Source organism: Cohnella nanjingensis (assembly GCF_014212125.1).
In the GTDB taxonomy this organism is placed as follows: domain Bacteria; phylum Bacillota; class Bacilli; order Paenibacillales; family Paenibacillaceae; genus Cohnella; species Cohnella nanjingensis.
Genome location: NZ_JACJVP010000006.1, coordinates 127,477 through 146,642, shown reverse-complemented (window position 1 = coordinate 146,642; position 19,166 = coordinate 127,477). Strand labels below are relative to the sequence as shown.

The 19,166-nt window shown below is 49.5% G+C and carries 18 protein-coding genes and 2 pseudogenes; 12 read left to right on the top strand and 8 right to left on the bottom strand.

What is annotated here, in order from left to right; translation table 11 throughout:
• Nucleotide 1 precedes the first annotated feature (1 nt).
• From H7C19_RS05225 to H7C19_RS05215, 3 genes are read left to right on the top strand one after another with little or no spacing between them, the layout of a single operon-like run.
• Nucleotides 2–700, top strand: coding sequence for a response regulator (locus H7C19_RS05225; protein ID WP_185141515.1), 699 nt, complete (start codon nucleotides 2–4; stop codon nucleotides 698–700).
• Nucleotides 693–2,162: a HAMP domain-containing sensor histidine kinase gene (locus H7C19_RS05220; protein WP_313731387.1), complete on the top strand. Its 1,470-nt coding sequence runs from the start codon at nucleotides 693–695 to the stop codon at nucleotides 2,160–2,162. Before H7C19_RS05225 ends, H7C19_RS05220 begins: the two co-directional genes overlap by 8 nt.
• On the top strand, nucleotides 2,159–3,295 hold the full coding sequence (locus H7C19_RS05215) for a hypothetical protein (protein ID WP_185141513.1): 1,137 nt from the start codon (nucleotides 2,159–2,161) through the stop codon (nucleotides 3,293–3,295). Before H7C19_RS05220 ends, H7C19_RS05215 begins: the two co-directional genes overlap by 4 nt.
• A 186-nt stretch (nucleotides 3,296–3,481) precedes the next feature.
• On the opposite strand, the gene H7C19_RS05210 is transcribed toward H7C19_RS05215, so the two are convergent.
• The 3 genes from H7C19_RS05210 to H7C19_RS05200 form a co-directional block, all read right to left on the bottom strand.
• Nucleotides 3,482–5,548, bottom strand: coding sequence for a serine hydrolase domain-containing protein (locus tag H7C19_RS05210; protein ID WP_185141512.1), 2,067 nt, complete (start codon nucleotides 5,546–5,548; stop codon nucleotides 3,482–3,484).
• Between the two features lie 180 nt (nucleotides 5,549–5,728).
• Nucleotides 5,729–7,108 (bottom strand): sensor histidine kinase, encoded by a 1,380-nt coding sequence (locus H7C19_RS05205; protein ID WP_185141511.1) that lies wholly within the window; start codon nucleotides 7,106–7,108, stop codon nucleotides 5,729–5,731.
• Nucleotides 7,105–7,779, bottom strand: coding sequence for a response regulator transcription factor (locus H7C19_RS05200; protein WP_185141510.1), 675 nt, complete (start codon nucleotides 7,777–7,779; stop codon nucleotides 7,105–7,107). The genes H7C19_RS05205 and H7C19_RS05200 overlap by 4 nt, the downstream gene beginning before the upstream one ends.
• Before the next feature lie 220 nt (nucleotides 7,780–7,999).
• On the opposite strand from H7C19_RS05200, the gene H7C19_RS34165 reads away from it, so the two are divergent.
• Together H7C19_RS34165 and H7C19_RS05195 are read left to right on the top strand one after the other, a co-directional pair.
• Complete coding sequence (locus H7C19_RS34165) at nucleotides 8,000–8,137, top strand: hypothetical protein (RefSeq protein WP_221469045.1); 138 nt, start codon at nucleotides 8,000–8,002, stop codon at nucleotides 8,135–8,137.
• A gap of 83 nt (nucleotides 8,138–8,220) precedes the next feature.
• On the top strand, nucleotides 8,221–10,947 hold the full coding sequence (locus tag H7C19_RS05195; protein ID WP_185141509.1) for a winged helix-turn-helix domain-containing protein: 2,727 nt from the start codon (nucleotides 8,221–8,223) through the stop codon (nucleotides 10,945–10,947).
• Between the two features lie 269 nt (nucleotides 10,948–11,216).
• On the opposite strand, the gene H7C19_RS05190 is transcribed toward H7C19_RS05195, so the two are convergent.
• Nucleotides 11,217–11,600 carry a hypothetical protein gene (locus H7C19_RS05190; RefSeq protein WP_246469311.1) on the bottom strand — a complete coding sequence of 128 codons (384 nt, stop codon included), beginning with the start codon at nucleotides 11,598–11,600 and terminating at the stop codon, nucleotides 11,217–11,219.
• Nucleotides 11,601–11,827: 227 nt separating this feature from the next.
• Between H7C19_RS05190 and H7C19_RS05185 the strand changes: the two genes are divergently transcribed.
• The 4 genes from H7C19_RS05185 to H7C19_RS05170 are packed head-to-tail and all read left to right on the top strand — an operon-like array spanning nucleotide 11,828 to nucleotide 14,497.
• Nucleotides 11,828–12,145 carry a DUF8691 family protein gene (locus H7C19_RS05185; RefSeq protein ID WP_185141507.1) on the top strand — a complete coding sequence of 106 codons (318 nt, stop codon included), beginning with the start codon at nucleotides 11,828–11,830 and terminating at the stop codon, nucleotides 12,143–12,145.
• Nucleotides 12,142–12,846 carry a hypothetical protein gene (locus H7C19_RS05180; protein ID WP_221469044.1) on the top strand — a complete coding sequence of 235 codons (705 nt, stop codon included), beginning with the start codon at nucleotides 12,142–12,144 and terminating at the stop codon, nucleotides 12,844–12,846. The genes H7C19_RS05185 and H7C19_RS05180 overlap by 4 nt, the downstream gene beginning before the upstream one ends.
• On the top strand, nucleotides 12,843–13,529 hold the full coding sequence (locus H7C19_RS05175; protein WP_221469043.1) for a DUF2306 domain-containing protein: 687 nt from the start codon (nucleotides 12,843–12,845) through the stop codon (nucleotides 13,527–13,529). Before H7C19_RS05180 ends, H7C19_RS05175 begins: the two co-directional genes overlap by 4 nt.
• Nucleotides 13,526–14,497, top strand: a complete 972-nt coding sequence (locus tag H7C19_RS05170; RefSeq protein ID WP_185141506.1) for an NAD(P)-dependent alcohol dehydrogenase — start codon at nucleotides 13,526–13,528, stop codon at nucleotides 14,495–14,497. Before H7C19_RS05175 ends, H7C19_RS05170 begins: the two co-directional genes overlap by 4 nt.
• A gap of 58 nt (nucleotides 14,498–14,555) precedes the next feature.
• Here the strand turns inward: H7C19_RS05170 and H7C19_RS05165 are convergent, their stop codons facing one another.
• Nucleotides 14,556–14,870: a zinc-binding dehydrogenase gene (locus H7C19_RS05165; RefSeq protein WP_185141505.1), complete on the bottom strand. Its 315-nt coding sequence runs from the start codon at nucleotides 14,868–14,870 to the stop codon at nucleotides 14,556–14,558.
• A gap of 276 nt (nucleotides 14,871–15,146) precedes the next feature.
• Here H7C19_RS05165 and H7C19_RS05160 point away from each other — a divergent pair, with 276 nt between their 5' ends.
• The 3 genes and pseudogenes from H7C19_RS05160 to H7C19_RS05150 all read left to right on the top strand — a co-directional run.
• Nucleotides 15,147–15,851 carry an HNH endonuclease gene (locus H7C19_RS05160; protein WP_185141504.1) on the top strand — a complete coding sequence of 235 codons (705 nt, stop codon included), beginning with the start codon at nucleotides 15,147–15,149 and terminating at the stop codon, nucleotides 15,849–15,851.
• A gap of 119 nt (nucleotides 15,852–15,970) precedes the next feature.
• Nucleotides 15,971–16,063: pseudogene (locus H7C19_RS35645) on the top strand (hypothetical protein); the annotation flags it as partial.
• Between the two features lie 188 nt (nucleotides 16,064–16,251).
• Nucleotides 16,252–16,674 (top strand): annotated as a pseudogene (locus H7C19_RS05150) (transposase); the annotation flags it as partial.
• Between the two features lie 231 nt (nucleotides 16,675–16,905).
• Here the strand turns inward: H7C19_RS05150 and H7C19_RS05145 are convergent.
• Genes H7C19_RS05145 through H7C19_RS05135 form a run of 3 tightly spaced genes read right to left on the bottom strand, consistent with a single transcriptional unit; the run spans nucleotide 16,906 to nucleotide 19,139 of the window.
• Nucleotides 16,906–17,526 (bottom strand): 7-cyano-7-deazaguanine synthase, encoded by a 621-nt coding sequence (locus H7C19_RS05145; RefSeq protein WP_185141503.1) that lies wholly within the window; start codon nucleotides 17,524–17,526, stop codon nucleotides 16,906–16,908.
• Nucleotides 17,519–18,871, bottom strand: a complete 1,353-nt coding sequence (locus H7C19_RS05140; protein ID WP_221469042.1) for a nucleoside 2-deoxyribosyltransferase — start codon at nucleotides 18,869–18,871, stop codon at nucleotides 17,519–17,521. Before H7C19_RS05140 ends, H7C19_RS05145 begins: the two co-directional genes overlap by 8 nt.
• Nucleotides 18,861–19,139: a hypothetical protein gene (locus H7C19_RS05135; RefSeq protein ID WP_221469041.1), complete on the bottom strand. Its 279-nt coding sequence runs from the start codon at nucleotides 19,137–19,139 to the stop codon at nucleotides 18,861–18,863. Before H7C19_RS05135 ends, H7C19_RS05140 begins: the two co-directional genes overlap by 11 nt.
• Between the last annotated feature and the right edge of the window lie 27 nt (nucleotides 19,140–19,166).

Below are 19,166 nucleotides of genomic sequence, written 5' to 3'. Positions count from 1 at the left end.
AATGAAACTATCCAAGATCTTGATTATTGAAGATGAAGCCGCCATTGCGGAATTGCTGAAATATGGGCTGCAGGAGGAAGGGTATCAGACACAAAGCGCCCTGACCGGGATTGAAGGTTTGTTGATGCTGCCGGAATTTCAGCCTGATCTGCTATTGCTGGACTGGATGCTGCCTGATATGAGCGGGCTGGATATATGCAAGAAGGTAACCGCTTCTTACAATATTCCGATTGTCATGATTACTGCCAAGTCCGATATTACCGACAAGGTGCTGGGTCTGGAATTTGGTGCGGATGATTATATAACCAAACCGTTTGATATTCGGGAGGTCAGCGCTCGTATTCGCACAATCCTGCGGCGTGTGGATCAGGCTAACCGAAGTATGGAAAAACCAGTCAAAGCAAGACTAAGATTCAAAGACATTGAAATCGTGAACGCTGAGCGGCTAGTTACCAAAGGTGGCAAGGAGGTCGAATTAACCCCAAAAGAATTTGATATTCTGCTTAAACTATATACCCACCAGGGTCAGATTTTCAGCCGCGCGGAGCTGCTGGACAATATCTGGGGATATGATTACGTCGGCGATACGCGCACAGTAGATACACATATTCAACGCTTGCGGAAAAAGCTGGATCTCGGCGATTTGATTGTAACGGTCTTCAGTATCGGCTACAAATTCATCAAGCAGACGGGTGGCTAACTTGAAGCGCTCGATTCAAAGCAAGTTTCTGGTCGGCTTTCTCATTATTTTCGGCGTGTTTTTCCTCATCCTGTATCTCTGGATGACAGCCAATATTGAATCCAGCAACCGCAACACTGTGAAGAGCCAGTTGCATGATTTGAAAAACAATAGCAACAGCTACATTCAGCAATCGTTTCTGACACACCATTTTACCAACGATGCTATTTATTTAACACAGATTGCCGAAGAGCTCGGATCGGAGCTGCACCATGCTACATCCAGTGAAGTAGCCTTGTATTCGCTATCGGGGGAATTGATTTATGCTTCCAAGCCGGCACTTTTTGAATCCGACAGCGAGGATTTGGGTTTGGCGCTGACAGGAAAGACGGCCTTTACGCTGACCCGATCGGATGGGAAAGCAGCTGCGCTGTTTGCATATCCGGTGGTCGTTCAGGGTGATAAGATCGGCATTGTGCGTTTCGCCAAAGATTTCACCCCTCTGTACAGTGACAGCGCTCAGATGCAGCGTACGATCGGTTGGACCGCACTGGCTGTATTTGCTGCGGCATTTCTGTTTTCGACCCTTCTCTCGCGCCATATTACTATACCTCTCAGCAAGCTGACCAAGGCATCAACAGAAGTGGCCAACGGTAATCTTAAAGTTCGCATTGGGGTGAAGCAGCAGGATGAGGTAGGCAGGCTGGCTGCCAACTTCAGCCGCATGATTGAGAAGCTTCGGGAGCAGTTTGCGATTATAGAACAGGAGCGTGACAGGCTTGATGCGCTTAATCAACATCGCAAGCGGTTTTTTGATCAGGTCACCCATGAATTGAAAACACCGCTGACAACGATAATCGGATATGCGGATATGATTCGGATGAAGGGAGCTAGGGATCCTGTTCTATTGGATAAAGGGATAAATCACATCCTGAATGAAAGCAAACGTCTGCATGAAATGGTATTGGAGCTGCTTGAAAAATCAGGGGCAGCGGATACCTATGACGCAACAGCGATTGTCGATATGGCCCGGATTGTGCAGGATGTATGTGAAGCGATGACAATGAAGGCCAAGCGTTACAAAAAAACGATTTCCTGCCGAACGCCCAACGAAATGCTTCTGTATGGCAAGCCGGATCGGCTGCGGCAACTGGTGATCAATTTGGTGGACAATGCCATTAAATATGCGTATGCGCATACCGAGATTGACGTGGCGGCTGAACTGGTGCAAGGTCAAGGCAGGCTGATCGTAAGCAATCAAGGAGAAACGATTGATGCTGACCACTTGAAGCGGATATTTGAACCTTATTATCGTGCGGGACATGATCTTGCCGAAGCGGCCAGTGTGGGGCTTGGGCTTCACATATGCAAATCCATAGTGGACGAGCATCAAGGCAAAATTGAGATAACAAGCGACAACGAACAAACAGATGTGGAGATCTATCTGCCGTTGACAATCGTTGAAGAAAGGGGACAACAATGAGGAAGCAAGCAGGCTTATATGTAGCGGTATTTGGGATTTTCTGTCTGTTGCTGACAGGATGCCTCGGTGCCCCCAGGGTGGAAACGATTGTTATGGACGATACGCCACAGATGGGCTCTAATGAAGGGACTTCAAAGTTTGCAGTCCAAACCATCTATACGGTACTTGATGGCGTAAGGGAATCATCCATTCCAGTCGGCTGGATCAATGACAGCTCGCTGCTGGGTATTAGCGTGGATGAGTCCGAAGGCTATCTCGCCCGGGTGAACGAGCCGTTCGCCGTCCAGCAGAAGCTGACCGGACTCCGTCCACTCAAAGGGGAGGGCATGTACAACAGCGTATCATTGTCCCCGGATGGACATTATGTTTCCTATGTGGAAACAAACGATAACGAATGGGAAATGACGCTGCATTCGTTGGTTGAAGGGCAGGATACGAAAATTGCCGTCTCACAAAGCAAAGATGTGTCCCTCACACAAATGACGTGGTCAGCTAATAGCCGCTTCTTCGGTTATGTCGATATCGATGAAACACAGGAACCTGTTTTATTTGTATATGATAGGGTAGAGAAGGAAAAAAAACGATTTATGATTCCAAGTTTGCAGGCAGACGAAATGATATTGTTTGTTAGCATCTCAGATAACGGCGAAGAAGCGCTTATCGTCAAGCAAGGGGCAAAAAAACAGCCGGTATTGGAATGGGGCAAGCTGAGTGGTGATTCATTTGTTGCACACGATCAGCATACGCTCAGCCATGAATTGCAGGTTGAGTGGATTCACCAGGATCAAATCGCGTTTGTCGGGGCGGACGGCACTTTGTATGCTTATGATCAACGCAATCAGCTGCGCTCAGAACTGCTTCACGATGTTGGCAGATTCCGCTTTTCGAGCGACCGAAAATATATCGCTTATACCCAGGGGGACGCTGTATTTGCAGCAAGCCTCTACGGCAACACGCTGCTGAGGCAGGAGCAGATTTACAAAGGGATTGATGTTTATGACATGGCATGGAGTCCAAACAATAGCAAATTGTTGCTGAATGGTATTAAGATGGTCAGTAAGCCGCATTCCCAAACGGGAAAAATAATTAGCACGCCTGCTGAAGCCTGGAGCTCGGTGATTGCGTTCAGATAGCGAGCTACAATCTTAAGTGTCCCTTTATCTATCAATACATCGTATTGACAAATAAAGGAACACTTAAACCGTTGATATCAGTAAAAGCCTAACCTCACATAAGAGGATTAGGCTTTTACTTATGTCGAGTCAAGTTTGCATACCCGTCTAATTGTTCGTAATATGCATGGGTCAGACCATTTTGCACTACTTCAATAAAATCGCGAACTTGGAGCCAGCTTCGCCTGCAAATACGATTCTGCCGTTTTCCGACAAAACAACTTCATTTTTACCGCTAACCACCGAGTCGTTTACGCATATCCCTGCTTGATCATATACGGCAAAGGCACCGTTCGAAGGCATCTTAACCGTCATGACCTTTCCTTTGGCAGCCGCAGGCACTGCAAACCACTTGGCATGGCCGTCCGCTTGGATGGTTGTCACAGATTGTTTGCTTGAATATAGCGGCTTTACAAGCTCCTCGCCAGCGTATAAGATACCTGACACCTCCATATACTCAACTCCATTCTTCGTGAAGAAGTTGAGTTCCTTCGTGTCTCGGCCGGATAGAGTGGGGATTTGCAGTTCATTCACTGCTTTGTTTGCCCCTTTAATCTTGTTGGTTACCATATACCCTGAAGCTTCATTCGTATGAATTTGAAGGGTGGGCATAGAGATAAAATACGACAAAGATGTATATTTCTCACTCACTACATAATATTTCTTGCCTTCGCGCTTCTTCCATGCGGCAGCTACGTCTTTGGATAATGGATTGGCTTCGAGCTTCTCGGCGTAATATTCGGAGAATGCCAGCTGGCCAAGCCCCGGCATTGTCCCATACATTCGGGACCACAAATAGGTGCGCCCATTTTTCTCAACAACAAATTTGAATTTTGACGTGCCTTCCTCATTCACGAAAGAGCCATCCGACGTATATATATACTTTTGGACAGGATTGTTCGAAGCGGGAATCGCAGATATGGACATTTCGCCCGCAGCATTAATATCAACCTTCATTAACGAATTTATAGCACCATATATGCCCGCATACCGGGATACTTCCCGCGGCATCTGCGCCCTCACAGGCACGCCATACGACTTCGCAGGTTTCCGTTCTTGAATAACCCCTTTTTCTTGCAGCGCGCTAAGCAGCAGTTCATTCGCCAACAATTGATCCGTCTTGCTGTCGCCGCCTGAAGAGAGGACGGCTGCAGCCATGTTGTATTCCGGGAGCACGACGAGCGAGGAATGATACAATATCGTATCTCCCCCCTTCGTCAGTGCTTGGATGCCGTATTCGCTGAAGGGGAACAAGTTCACGCTATCCCAGCCTAGTCCATATGCAAAAGAAGCATCGGCATCCTCCGGCCAGATGCCCTTCTTATACTCTTCTTGCGCCATGGCCGCGATCGATTTGCTGGAAAGAATGCCATCGACTTGCCCCGTGAAAATCTGCGAGAATGTAACCAGATCTTCAGCTGTGGAGTAGATGCCTCCAGCCCCGATGGCATTATGCATCTCTGTGGGGAGTTGTCCTTGGTAAGCGGGAGAATAGGTCCCTGCCACTTCCGTCCGGTCCACATCCAACGGCGTCTTCGTATGTTTCATTCCTAAAGGCTCCGTAAAATATTTGTGAAGAAATGCCGTAAAACTCATGCCGCTAACTCGCTCAACGAGAATCTCGGCTAGCGTGAAACCGTCGTTGCAATATACCGAGAACGCCCCGGGATCCGCCTTCAAGCTCTGAGTCGCCAATTGCTCTAACAACGCATCGTGTGCATACGTATCGTTGTCGTTAAACAACAACATATTGCCATATGTAGATCCGTCAAGACCGGAAGAATGGTTCAGCAGCATGCGCGACGTAATTTGATGGTAACGGTTGTCTTTCATTTTAAAATCAGGAATATACCGCGTAATGGGCAGATCTAAATCCACCTTGCCCTCATCTACCAGTTTCATAACAGCCGCGGCAACAGCCATTTTGCTCGTTGATCCTATTCCGTATATCGTATCGGAAGTCAGCGATTTATTCTCCTTTATGCCGTTGATGCCGGAATGTCCCGAAATGACGATACTTCCATGATCGATGAGCGCATACTGCACGCTTGCGTTGCCGTAAGTCTCTGTTAATAGTGCTGCCTTCTCCGAAGCCATTTTGCTAGTAGCTGCAAAGTCGAGCGTATTGCCGTTGTTGTTCGCTAACGCATTGGCCGGAGCGAGCATTGTTAGCACGAGCGCCAAAGCCGGTATCGAAAATCGTTTTCTTCTCATTTTGATTACCTCTCTTTGCTAGATTCGTTAATGGCTGCCTTGAACCGGCTGCTAGGGAAAGCATAAACTTCAAAGATGTACTCCCCGTTGCCCTGACATGAACGGAATATGAACACGCAAAAAAATGCTGCGGCGCCGCAGCATGGAGGGATGGAGTTCATTTGGTCAATACTTCAAATGCTATACGGTCGGCGGAACAACCGGCAACGTGACGACAATGGTCGTACCCCGGCCGAGCTCGCTCTCGACCCGGATATCACCTTGATGCAGCGATACGATCTGCTTGACGATGGCGAGTCCCAGGCCGCTGCCTTGGATCTTACGATTGTGCGAGCGGTCGGCTTTAAAAAAACGTTCGAATATTCTTCTCTGATCCTCGGTTGAAATGCCGATTCCGTTGTCGACAAAACGGACGGAAACTTCTTGGATACCTGGTTGGATGCTTACGGAAATCGTGCCGACATCCGGCGAGAACTTGATGCTATTGCCAAGCAGATTGGTCCATACCTGATTCAATTGGTCTTGATCGGCCGTGATGATCGCATTCGGCAAATCGGGCTCCAAATGGATGCTGCGGGCCGACCATAAGGGCTGGCTGACGATGATTACTTTGCGAATCTGCTCGTCAAGCCTGTATGTGACCGTACTCAACGGATGCTGCCGCGCTTCCAGCATCGCCAGCTTGAGCAGGTTGTCGCTCATTTTGGAAACCCGTTCGGATTCGGCAATGATGATATCGAGATAACGGCTCCTCTCGTTCTCTGCGATGTCGACGAACTTTAGCGCTTTGGCATAACCGGATATCGAGGTGAGCGGCGACTGCACTTCGTGTGAAACGTTGGAGACAAAATCCCGCCGCATCTGCTCAAGCTGCTGCAGATCGTGCGTCATTTCCTCGAAGCTGCGTGCCAGTGTGCCCAACTCATCCTTTTGTTTCATGTTCAGTTTGACGTTGAAGTCGCCCTCGGCAAGCTGTCTCGTTGCTTTCGTCAACTTCTTGAGCGGGCTTACCAGAAATATGGCGGCGATGAGAATGAATACACTCCCGGCTATCAATGAAAACACGAATATCGTAATTGACCATTGAATGAGGATGGTGCCTGTCGAATAGATAGGTTGCACGAACATCGCTTTCGTCCCGTGTTCCGTCCGCAACGGCACGCCAACGAAAAACGGAGCCGTGCTTTTCGGAAGATCGCGATAAACTTCTCCGCCGAGCACTCTCTTAACTTGCTCCGGAGTGACGGAAGATCCTTCGTATCCGTTCAGATTGGTTTCGTTCAGCGCCCCGTAAGTCTCAATCTGGCCCGTTTCTCCGAAAATTCGGATGTAATAAGAATGAAGCTGCTCCATTCCGCTTACGTACAAGTCAGCTTCAGAGGTTGGCAGTATCTCGTAAATGCGGGAAACGTCCTGGCTGAACGAGAGGGCATCGTTGTAAAGAACTTCGGTTAATTTTTTATGAAATACGGCGGTTGCCGCTAAAGCAGCGATGATGAAGCTCACGATCACCGTGGCCAGAAAGGTCAGCACGATCCGTATATACAAGGATCGGATCATGCATCCGCCTCGATTCGGTAGCCGAGCCCGCGAACCGTCTCGATGCGAATATGCGGCATTTCCGAGAAACGTTCGCGCAGCCGTTTAATATGTACGTCCACCGTACGTTCATCGCCCGTGTAATCGAGTCCCCATATTTGATCGATGAGTTGTTCGCGGGTATAGATTTGAGTGGGCGTGCTGGCGAGCTTGTAGAGCAGTTCGAACTCCTTAAGAGGCAATGAAATGCTCTGAGATCCTATCATCACCTTATACGTCTGCCGGTCGATCGTGACGTCGCCGATTCGTATGGTTTGCGCGGTGCCGATCCGGTATCGTTTCAGGAGAGCCTTGACGCGAACGGTTAACTCAATGGGGTCAAAAGGCTTGGTCAAATAATCATCCGTGCCGAGCTGGAATCCTTTCACTTTCTCCCACGTTTCGCCTTTGGCTGTCAACATCAATAAGGGGAGATCCGGACTTGCGCGCCGAAGCTCCCGGCATAACGTCCAGCCATCCATTACCGGCATCATCACATCAAGCACAACAAGATCCACGGTCGTCGCGGCAAAGACAGACAGCGCTTCCCGGCCGTCAGCGGCTTCGACCGTCGAGAGTCCGTCGTTTCGCAGAAACAAACAGACGAGCTCGCGAATATTCAAGTCGTCGTCCACAACCAGTATTGTGGGCATTTTGATATCCCTCTTCCCTTTGGCCCATAAGGAGCTCCAAAAACGCCGACAAGATCGGTCCAGAACTGCTAGGGAAATCTAGGAGCTGCTCTCAGCATAAGTAATATAACTTAAGATCTAGTGAAAGAAAAACTAAAGAAAATATGAAGAGACACTACACTTCATTTAAAAGAGGTTATATCACGGTCGCGCCGGAATTCTATCTACTTTTCTATTGGCCATGGGTCAAACGATGGCAGGATACCGAGTGTTTGAAACGCTGCGCTGCATCGATTATTTACTTACGCGCAATGACGTGGAAGCGGCTGCTTTAGTTGAAGCAACTTGCAGTGGTGAAAAGATTGAAGTGAAGATATGATAATAGATATAAACTCATTGGATGGGGCAATCCATTATGTTGAAATATGCGGGCGGAAGTCATTTGCATGTGAGTATAAATCCATGAATATGCCCATTTTATTAACCAAACTGTACGTACCCCAGCCGCGTACGAAGGTTGTTCTCCGACCGCGTCTGATCGAGCGGCTGAACGAGGGACTGGACCGCAAGCTGACCCTCATCTCCGCCTCCGCCGGCTTTGGCAAGACTACGCTGGCTAGCGAATGGGTCGCCGGTTGCGATCGACGTGTCGCATGGCTGTCGCTGGACGAAGGGGATATCGACTCAACGCGTTTCCTGTCTCACCTTGTCGCTGCTCTGCAGACGATTGAGGACAACTTTGGAGGAGGCACGGTTAGTGCGCTCAAATCCCCGCAGTCGCCGTCAACCGAATCGATTCTAACGATCTTGCTCAATGAAATCTCGGCTCTCCCGTACAAATTCGTCCTCGTTCTGGACGACTTCCATGTGATGGATGCCAAATGGATCGACGATTCTTTCAACTTCCTACTCGAACATCTCCCCCCACAGATGCACCTGGTTATCGCCACCCGCGAGAATCCGCAGCTTCCCTTGGGTAGGTTACGGGCCCGGGGCCACTTGACCGAGTTGCGGGACAGCGACCTACGCTTTACTCCCGGCGAAGCGGCCGCGTTCCTCAATCAGGTGATGGGATTGGGGCTCTCGGCAGACGAAATGACTGCTCTGGAGACGCGAACCGAAGGCTGGATTGCGGGGCTTCAGCTGGCGGCGCTCTCGATGCAGGGGCGCAAGAACATCCCTGCGTTCATTCGGGAATTCGCCGGAGACAATCGGTACATTATGGACTATCTGGTCGAAGAGGTTCTGCAGCGCCAGCCCGACCCGATTCGGAACTTCTTGCTTCAGACCTCCATTCTCGACCGGCTGCATGGCCCGTTATGCGATGCCGTCACCGGCCAGGAAGAAGGCGTCGCGCGGCTCCAGTCCCTGGAGCGAGGCAACTTCTTCGTCGTTCCGCTGGATGACAGGCGCCAATGGTATCGTTATCATCATCTTTTTGCCGAGGTTCTATCTGCGCATTTAAGGTTGGATCAACCCGATCAGGTAGATGCGCTTCATCGGCGCGCGAGCATATGGTACGAGCAGCATGGCTCGGCGGACGACGCGATCCGCCATTCGCTGGCCGCCGAGGATTTCGCGCGAGCGGCGGATCTGGTCGAACTGGCCATACCAGCCTTGCGCAGGAGCAGACAGGAGGCTGCAATGTTGAGGTGGCTCATATCGCTCCCCGATGAGCTGGTCCGCTGCAGGCCTGTGCTCAGCGTTTGGTATGCCGGGGCGTTACTGGCCGGCGGCAAGTTAGAGGCCGTTGAGGACCGACTGCACAACGCCGAACAGTGGCTGGAGACAACGACAGACATGCGTGAGCGACAGCAAGCCCAGCCGACTGAGATGGTCGTTGTGGACGAAGAGGAATTTCGCCGTCTCCCGGGACTGATCGCCGTGTACCGTGCGGGACTAGCCCTGGTTATGGGCGATGTGTCCGCCGTCATGACATACGCCCGACGGGCACTCGACCTGGTGCCTGAGGACGACCATCTCCCGCGCGGAGCGGCAACAGCGCTCCTGGGACTCGCATCCTGGAGGAGCGGGGATCTCGAGGGAGCACACCGGATGTTTGCCGATGGCATAGCTAGCGTGCAGCTGTCCGGGGCCATCTCCGACGCGATCAACGGCTCTATCGCTCTGGCTGAAATACGGATTGCGCAGGGGCGACTCCGCGAGGCAATGCGTACCTATGAGCGAGGATTGCAGCTTGCGGCGGAGCATGGCGAGCCTGCACTGCGGGGAACGGCAGATATTTACGTAGGAATGAGCGAACTTTGCCGCGAGCATGACGATCTGCATGCCGCCACGCAGCATCTGCTGAGAAGCGAGGAGCAGGGCGAGCACACCGGGTTCCCGCAATACCGGTATCGCTGGTGCGTCGCCATGGCTCGAATACGGGAGGCCCAAGGAGATTTGAACGGCGCGCTCGACTTTCTCCACGAGGCAGAACACCTGTATGCGAGCGACTTTTTCCTAAATGTACATCCTGTTGCCGCGTTGAAGACACGGGTATGGGTCGCGCAGGGGAGGTTGGGCGAAGCCGTTGACTGGGCTCGGGAGCAGGGGCTGTCCGCCAAGGACGATCTTAGCTACCTGCGCGAATTCGAGCACATCACCTTGGCCAGGGTGCTCTTGACCCGGCATAAGAGCGACCGTTCGAACCACTTCTTGCTAGAGGCTACAGAACTTCTGGAACGTCTCCTCCAAGCGGCGGAAGAAGGCGGAAGAACGGGAAGCGTGATTGAAATCCTGATCGTACAGGCGCTTGCTCGCTGTATGCAAGGCGACACCCCTGCTGCGCTTGTGCCGCTGGAACGAGCCTTGAACCTGGCCGAGCCGGAGGGTTATGTCCGGATCTTCGTGGATGAAGGCCGACCCATGGCAGTCCTGCTGGAAGAGGCAGTGAAACGATGGATCACCCCGAACTATTCTCGCCGACTCCTGGGGGCATTCGGTCATTCCGAGGGGAGAACGCCTGCCAAGCAGGATGCGAGCGAGCCGCTGAGCGAACCGTTAAGCGAACGCGAACGTGACGTGCTTCGGCTGCTCGGAACCGACTTGAGCGGCCCAGACATTGCCCGTGAACTTAAGGTGTCCCTGAACACCCTGCGGACCCACACCAAGAACATTTACGATAAGCTTCAAGTGAACAGCCGTCGGGCGGCAGTCCGCCGGGCTGAGAAACTCGATTTGTTCTAAAATTTCACGCAACCACCACCCCGCCCTGGCATTTTTGCCGGGGCTCTCTTATTTCCCGCCAGACCTCCCGATTGAAAAATCACCACATTCATCACCACATGTGGTGATGCCTTCTCACCATTTGAACGTGTATCTTTTGATTAGGCTTTGTTAAATCTTGTTGTTGAATTTCATCAAAAAAAAAACCGCCATGATAGGCGATTAATTTAACAGTCGCAGCCAACATTTTCAGTTTTCAATGGATTTGAGTATAAGTCTCTTTCACTGTTTTAGAATGGCTTTCTATAAACCTTGATGATACGTGTACCGTTTCGGATAAGTCTTTGCGCTTGTTCTCGGTTAATCTGAACTAGGACGGAGATGTCCATTTTCGCATTTTCCACGTCGAAAACCTTGAAAATTCGCCCACTTGCAAACAGTACACCTTTCAACTCGACCTTGGTTGTACGAGTCGGTTTCGGATCGGAGTCCGCGAATTTCGTGTGTCTTACCCCTGCGCGAAAAAGAGCCGCTGCTTGTTGAGCAGTTGTTCGCACGCCAAAAACCGGATCAATTTCAACTCCGGTTGTTTTCGCTTCTACCTCGACAATCAGAAAAAAACGAGTGCCGATCTTAGCTATGCTGTTCGCCCCAATAGTTATCGGTTGAGCCATGCTCATCACCTCCTCGCTATCACATTATGTGAGAAAGTAAGTGGGAGCTACTTATAACCGTCTAAATGTCTGTCCACATCAACAAATGTGCAAATCGCTTGGATTCGATCCTTTAAATTATCAATAAGAAAATCAAAAACACAGTTTAACAGAGCCTTTGATTAAGAACGGAACGCATGAAACGAAGCGGAGATGCATCCGCAGGAAGAACATGAGGGAGGCACAGAATGAGTGAAACACACGTATCAGCGGAGGACGATCACGCGCCTGGACTGTACGAAATTCGCCTCAAGGGACACCTTGAAGCCCGGTGGGCTTACTGGTTCGAGGGGATGAGCTTTACCCACGAATGCGACGGAACAACCATTCTCTCCGGCCCGGTGGCCGATCAGCCCGCCTTGCATGGCTTGTTAAGGAAATTGCGCGATCTCGGCCTGCCCTTGGTCTCGGTCATGCAGGTTGACCCCAAGCAGGCGGATCGTCCAGAGGTCAGCGAGAATACGGATCACGATCATTCGAAGTCGGAGAAGGAGTCAAACCCATGAACGCGAATCGACAAACCGCAGTCGTTATAGGCAGCGAGCATCCGCACGCCAAGCGGCGTGCCGCGATAACAGCCCCCAATCTCATCCGATGCGCAGGTTTGGCAGCCATGGCGGCAGGGATCCTGTTCATCGTCATCCAGACGATCCATCCAACGGATGTTCTATCGTCGGTATCCACCGCTCGATGGGCAATCGTCCACTACTTGGGCGTCGCCATGTGCTTGCTGAGCCTGCTCGGCGTTGCGGGGATCTACGCCAGGCAAGTGGAAGAGACCGGTTGGCTGGGTCTGGCCGGCTATCTCCCGTTTAGCCTCTTCTATGCGCTCACAATGGCTTATCAATTCGTTGAAGCCTTTGTGTTGCCGCCGCTTGCGATTGAAGGGCCGAAGTTCGCGGAGGGCTTTCTGGGGATCACCGGCGGAACGGTCGGCGAGATCGATGTCGGAGCCCTCGAAACGGTCTATTCGGCTACAGGCGTACTGTATTTGCTTGGCGGCCTGCTGTTTGGCATCGCTACGTTCCGTGCCGGCATCCTGTCGCGCTGGGCGTCCGGGTTGCTTGCCTTCGGCACCATTCTGCCTCTTCTTCTATCTTCGCTGGTCCCGCACCCGTACGATCGGATATTAGCTGTGCCGGTAGGATTAAGTCTGGCTTGGCTCGGATATTCGCTCTGGTCCGAGCGGCGAGAGAAAGCTTCATGAAGCAGCACACAGAGTCAGGGAAACATGCATCTCGGAAAATCAAAGCGTCGGCAATGGAAGGTTCGACAACACGGCTTGTCGCCGCGCTGCTCTTGCTGAGCGTCATTCCGCTCGTCGCCGGTGTCGCGCGCCTCACCTCGCTGGCCGGCGGCGCGGAAATCACGCCGTCTAACGCACGGTTCTTTGCGTCTCCCTTGCCGGTGGTGGCGCATATCCTGAGCGCCAGCGCCTATGCCGTATTGGGCGCGTTCCAGTTCGTACACGGATTCCGTCGTCGCCGGCCGGGGTGGCACCGCATCGCGGGTAAACTACTGGTTCTATGCGGCCTGCTGGTCGGGCTTTCAGGGCTGTGGATGACCCTGTTCTATCCCCGTCCGGATGGCACCGGCGAGCTGCTGTATGCATTGCGGCTTCTATTTGGGTCAGCCATGGTCGCGTCCATCCTCCTCGGCTTTGCCAGGATCCGGCAGGGTGACGTGATCCGGCACCGCGCATGGATGATGCGCGGCTACGCGATCGGACTCGGCGCAGGATCACAGGTGCTGACCCTGTCGGCTGGGGAGTTGATCGTCGGCCCGCCGAGCGAGCTTAGCCATGCGCTGCTGATGGGAGCGGGCTGGGTGATGAATCTCGCGGTGGCCGAATGGGCCATCCGCAAGGGAGAATGGAGGAGGAAAGCATGAAAGCGATCGTATACGAGCGGTACGGACCGCCGAATGTGCTGCAGCTGCAGGAGGTCGCCAAGCCGGTTCCGAAGGATGATGAGATCTTGATTAAGATCCATGCTGCAACTGCCGCGGTGGGGGATTGGCGCATGCGCAAAGCGGACCCTTTCCTGGCGCGGCTGTTCAACGGTTTGTGGAGGCCGAAACGAGTCCGGATTCTGGGATTCGAATTAGCGGGCGTCGTCGAATCGACGGGCGGCAGCGTTACGCGATTCAAGCCGGGGGATGCCGTCTATGCCGCCTGCGGAATGGGCTTCGGCGCTTATGCCGAATACAAATGCCTGCCCGAGACCGGCAGCGTCGCGCTCAAGCCGGCGAACATGACGTTCGAGGAGGCGGCCGCGGTTCCGGTCGGTGCCTATACGGCCTTGCAATTTCTCCGGAAGGGCCACATCCGGCGCGGCAGCCGCGTGCTTGTCTATGGCGCTTCCGGCAGCGTCGGGACATACGCGGTACAGCTGGCCAAGCATTACGGCGCGGAAGTGACCGGAGTGTGCAGCACGTCGAATGTGGCGTTAGCGAGATCGCTCGGAGCCGACCGAGTCATCGATTATACGAGAGAACAGTTACCGGATGACGGTCCGGCCTACGATATCATTTTCGATACCGTCGGGAAGAGTCCGTTCAAGGTTTGCGTCAAGCGCCTGACACCTGACGGCTTCTATCTGCGAGCGTTCCATGTGAGCCCTTTGCCGATTATTCGAGGGAAATGGATCAACCTGACGAGCGGCAAGAAGGTGGTCGGCGGAACCATAAACGAAAATGCGGAAGACTTGACCTATTTGAAGGAACTGATCGAGGCCGGTGCGCTGCGTGCGGTCATCGACCGCCGTTATCCGCTGGAGCAGGTTGCGGAGGCTCACCGTTATGTGGAGCAGGGCCATAAAAAGGGCAACGTGGTGTTAATCGTTCGGCACGATGGATAGGGAGTACGGATAGGCAAGGAAAGACCTCGATCAAGGGGTCTTTGTAATTGCATGGCAATCAGGAGTCGATGCGCAGCAGAATTCTTCCGCGGCCATGTTTGGATTCGCTTTTCTCCAGCGCCTTGTTCGTTTGACTTAGCGGGAAGATGGAGTCGATCTCTGCTTGGATCGTACCGTCGGCCATCAATTGCGCGATGGTCTGCAAGTCCGCATAGGTTGGAAACTTGGTGTTGAATTTAGCAGTGATGCCGTGCTTCTGAGCGTTCTCTTGAGAGGGAGGCTGCGTTAAGGCGACGAGAATTCCGCCCTGCTTCAGAACGGCCATGGACCTGGTCTCGGTATCCCCTCCAACGGTATCGACGACCAGATCCACATCTTGGACAACCTCTTTCAGCCACTCCTGGGCCTGTCGATTCGATCACTCCGGTTGCGTAAAACCCTGGAACGTAGGGAAGCGTCTTGGGAAATACGTTCTGCATCCATCCGTTGCGAATTTTCCAGTCAAGCGGAATGACAGTTGCATAGCGGATTTTGACAAGTACTTCATCTGCCGATGGGCTGGGCGGGAGTAACTTTATCTCTACTATATTTTTGTAGTAGACTAATCAAATAGGTCGGAAAATATTTTAAGTAAATTGTGAGGGGTAATATGCACCAAATCGACTGTACTGGTAAAGTATTCACGAAAAAAGATTTGATTCATGCAAATAATGCGGCAATACGTGAAAAAAGAAATCGTCAATTAAGAGAAGACTTTTTGGAAGGGCTTCCGGAGGATATTAATTTTCCGATTTGCTTGGCTCTAGACTGGCATAATAAAGGCGAGATTAGGGTGCAAATTATTTTTGATGCAAAAGGTACAACTGGATTTTTAGACATGTCAAAAAAAAGATATGATTACCTTCCGATTGCTACAAAAAACGACGAAGGGCAAGTGATACTTGAATATTTGAATGGGAAGCCATATCCGGATGATAGAGAATACACAGAAGAGGTAGTCAGGAAGGTGGTTAGAGATAAAAACTTTAGAAGAAAGGTATTATCTGCCTACGAAAATCAATGCGCAATGTGTGAAATTTATGATTTTAGCTCTTTAGTAGCCGCTCATATATACCCTGCACATCTTTGTGGAGATGATTCGGTAAATAATGGTATTTGTTTGTGTTCTACTCACGATACGGCTTACGAATCAGGAATTATTTGTATTAGTCCGATTGGAGAGATTATAAATCATAGCGGTAGTATTAAAGTGCTTAATACTACTATTCGTTTTCCTAAAAATAAAAAAGACTATCCCTCACCTGAGAGATTGAGGCAAAGGTTTGATATTTCTATGTCGAAGCGGCAAGATTAAGCGATTTTCAAAAAAATTTTCTGAGAGAGATTGCCAGAATTGAGCGGTCCAGCTATTACAAATGGATTAGCCACAAGCCGAGTCTGCGGGAGCAAGAAAACGAGCAGTTGACGCAGCACATGCAGGCACTTCATGCCCAGGTACAAGGCATTTACGGCTACCGGCGGCATACCGTCCAGCTCATCCGAAAGATGAACAAGCCGATTAACCACAAACGCATCTTGCGGCTCATGAAACTCGCCGGGATTCAGTCGGTCATCCGCAGGAAGAGAAAGCCCTACAAGCGCTCCATCCCCCAGCATGTCGCCGAAAACCTGTTGAATCGCAAGTTTCAGGCAGATGTACCAAATGAGAAGTGGCTGACGGACGTAACCGAATTTAAGTATGCAACGGGAAGAAGGCCTACCTCAGCACGATCCTGGACCTCCATGACAACACGATTATTGTCGCCGTGCTGGGACATTCAAACAACAACAAACTCGTATTTAATACACTGGCCAAGGCACGCAGGGTTGAACCGGGCGCTGCCCCCCTGCTTCACAGCGACCGGGGATTTCAGTACACGTCGAAGAAATTCAAGCGGAAGCTGAAAAGAGCGAAAATGACCCAGAGTATGTCCCGCGTTGGCCGGTGCATTGACAATGGCCCCATGGAAGCCTTCTGGGGGACCCTGAAATGCGAACGATACTACCTGAATACATACAGCACGTTTGAAGAACTAAAGAAAGACATTGAAGCCTACATCCACTTCTACAACAATGAGCGTTTGCAGGCGAAATTAAACGGCCTCAGTCCCATGGAATACAGGACGAAGGCCGCCTAATACTTTACTTATTTGTACTGTCTACTTGACGGGGTGCAGTTCATCCGGAAAAGGCTTTTTGTTAACTTTCTACCTTTTGATTTCCTTAATGAGCTGAACAGCTACTAATCTATTACTCCCGAAGTGAAATATGTTACTTTACATCAAATGCATCTAGGGATCTCCGTCTAAAGCCCTATACGTCCATCCATGCGTCAAGTCTATCCTAATTAGCTCGTAGGGTTTAAATAATCATAAGCTATTAAGTGCAGCTAATCTGTCAACGCAATTAGGGCATACGCCACAATGCATTTTACTGTTTGCCTGACAAGAGTATGTCATTGCAATTGGGACGCCTAACTTAACTCCCAATTCCGCAACTTCTGTTTTAGAATAATCTCGGAACGGCATATTTATTTTAATTGTTCCAAAGTCCTCAAGTATTGTTCCTAACCTATCAAAGAAATCTTTAGAGCAATCAATTTCTTTAGCATGATTCGAATTAATAAAAGCAGAATAGACATCAGAAATGTTCTCAGATTGTGCAACTGAAGCTGCCACTGATAAGAAAAGTAGGTTTCTATAAGGTAAGTACAGGTCATCTGCAGTTACATCATCGTTCCATAAATCTGGTTCTTTAATCATTCGTGAAGTGGAGGAACGGTAGACATCCCCTATTCGTATAACTCGAATTGAATCTTTGTATTCTTGAGGAATAACTTTAATTAGAGTGTTAAATTCTTCATTCTTGAAATGTTGGCCATAGTCGATAAATAAAGGAAGCACTCGCTTCCCCTGTTGTTTCAACCAATAAGCCATAACAGTAGAATCGAGACCACCTGAGGCCATTAATAAAGAGTCATAATTATACATTTGTTATGGCACCTTCTATCTTGCTGGAAGTGTATTCATACACTGCATCAATCACTTCTCCTAAGGTGTAACAAATTCTATTTGCTGTTTTTCTTAAAAACAGATTCCGTGCTGACTTTGTTGGATCAAAAAGTATAGCGGGCTTACCTTTGGCCGCCATCCAACCAATTTCAACATATGTACCAGGATCATCATTTAATAATACTGCTATTAAGATAGAACACTGATTAAGAAGCAGCAAATCATTATGATAAGATTCTAATTGTTGAGAATCAGGTTCATCTCCTCTGATTAACCCGTTTTCCCTCACCGGCCTATGAGGTGTGAAATTGTGATATTGAAGGGCATCATAAAGCTTTTCAATCCATGAAACATCAATATCTGGGAAATCAGGAGCGGCTATATATATGTGTTGTAACTTTCTTTCTTCCCAATGTAACTGGTTCCCTTTCAGTTCCATAATTTCAGAAACGCTAGGGAGATTATCTATTAGACTACAAAATTCTTCATGTCTCCATGTACTTGCATACCAAGCAGATGAGTATGAAGCAAGTCTTAAAGAGGAGTTAACAGCATTCCCTCTATAGTAGTTTGAAAGGAATACTACATTAAAACAGTCACCAACACCTACAGAATGTGCTGTTTCAACTGGATAAGCAGGGGCTCCTACCCAAACAGAGTCTTTATAATACCGAGACCCTCCTCTGTTCTCCTTCAGTAAGATTGATTTCACCTTTCCGGAATCAACAAGAGGTGACACTCTTTGGATCTCACCTAAACAATCTTCGTTAAAATAACTAGATGAAGTTGATATTATAAACGTTTCTATTCCTGACTCAATATCCAGTAACTCTAATATCTGATCTTTTCCATATTGACAGTCAATATGGAATCTACATGAAAATTCTCTGATTATCTGAACAACAACGTCCAAGGGGAATTTTCCTGGATAAAGAATAATATCTGTTGGTAATTCTGTTTGGATTACATTCCTTAATGCATCTAACGAAAGCTCAACTCTATGTTGATCTTTTAAAATATCATTATAACCTTGATCTCCTGCCTCTACAGAATCAGCTATAAATATAACATTTGGACAGTCAAGTATTTCCCCTACTTGATGATATGATGTTGCGCATAAATGTGCCGCCCAGTAAGAGATGCTATTGGATAAGTAACTTGGAGATATATACGCTAGGGAATAATCAATTTTATGGGCGTGTAATGCTCTTGCACTATGAAATATACCACCTAATCGTACAATGTTTTTTTCTTCAATTTTTGCCTGCAAGTGAACATCTGTATAAACTTCTCCTATTACTAGAAATTTCAAATTAGTTTGCATCCAAGTTTACCATCACCTTCGGAATAGGTACATTCGTGCTGAATATGACATTTCCAACATAATTGTGCCCCTTTTTCATACACCCTAATAAATAACTAAATCTGCTTGGCATATATCCGATTATCTCCAGATTATTCGAACTAATTACTACAATTCTTCCATTGATAGTAGAACTGCTCACTTCAACAGGATGATTCTTTGGTGGAACATCTGTATGATTACCAAAATATTGGGATAGAGACACTTCTTCGAGCAGAACTTCTTTCATGGTTCTTAAACACAATTCATTGTTACT

What these genes read in the sequence shown, in the direction of transcription:
- H7C19_RS05180 (WP_221469044.1), top strand. Translation starts at nt 12,142, where the DNA reads ATGAACGCGAATCGACAAACCGCAGTCGTTATAGGCAGCGAGCATCCG.
- H7C19_RS34165 (WP_221469045.1), top strand. Translation starts at nt 8,000, where the DNA reads ATGGGTCAAACGATGGCAGGATACCGAGTGTTTGAAACGCTGCGCTGC.
- H7C19_RS05170 (WP_185141506.1), top strand. Translation starts at nt 13,526, where the DNA reads ATGAAAGCGATCGTATACGAGCGGTACGGACCGCCGAATGTGCTGCAG.
- H7C19_RS05215 (WP_185141513.1), top strand. Translation starts at nt 2,159, where the DNA reads ATGAGGAAGCAAGCAGGCTTATATGTAGCGGTATTTGGGATTTTCTGT.
- H7C19_RS05160 (WP_185141504.1), top strand. Translation starts at nt 15,147, where the DNA reads ATGCACCAAATCGACTGTACTGGTAAAGTATTCACGAAAAAAGATTTG.
- H7C19_RS05140 (WP_221469042.1), bottom strand. Translation starts at nt 18,871, where the DNA reads ATGCAAACTAATTTGAAATTTCTAGTAATAGGAGAAGTTTATACAGAT.
- H7C19_RS05185 (WP_185141507.1), top strand. Translation starts at nt 11,828, where the DNA reads ATGAGTGAAACACACGTATCAGCGGAGGACGATCACGCGCCTGGACTG.
- H7C19_RS05175 (WP_221469043.1), top strand. Translation starts at nt 12,843, where the DNA reads ATGAAGCAGCACACAGAGTCAGGGAAACATGCATCTCGGAAAATCAAA.
- H7C19_RS05135 (WP_221469041.1), bottom strand. Translation starts at nt 19,139, where the DNA reads ATGAAAGAAGTTCTGCTCGAAGAAGTGTCTCTATCCCAATATTTTGGT.
- H7C19_RS05200 (WP_185141510.1), bottom strand. Translation starts at nt 7,779, where the DNA reads ATGCCCACAATACTGGTTGTGGACGACGACTTGAATATTCGCGAGCTC.
- H7C19_RS05145 (WP_185141503.1), bottom strand. Translation starts at nt 17,526, where the DNA reads ATGTATAATTATGACTCTTTATTAATGGCCTCAGGTGGTCTCGATTCT.
- H7C19_RS05225 (WP_185141515.1), top strand. Translation starts at nt 2, where the DNA reads ATGAAACTATCCAAGATCTTGATTATTGAAGATGAAGCCGCCATTGCG.
- H7C19_RS05210 (WP_185141512.1), bottom strand. Translation starts at nt 5,548, where the DNA reads ATGAGAAGAAAACGATTTTCGATACCGGCTTTGGCGCTCGTGCTAACA.
- H7C19_RS05205 (WP_185141511.1), bottom strand. Translation starts at nt 7,108, where the DNA reads ATGATCCGATCCTTGTATATACGGATCGTGCTGACCTTTCTGGCCACG.
- H7C19_RS05190 (WP_246469311.1), bottom strand. Translation starts at nt 11,600, where the DNA reads ATGGCTCAACCGATAACTATTGGGGCGAACAGCATAGCTAAGATCGGC.
- H7C19_RS05195 (WP_185141509.1), top strand. Translation starts at nt 8,221, where the DNA reads ATGAATATGCCCATTTTATTAACCAAACTGTACGTACCCCAGCCGCGT.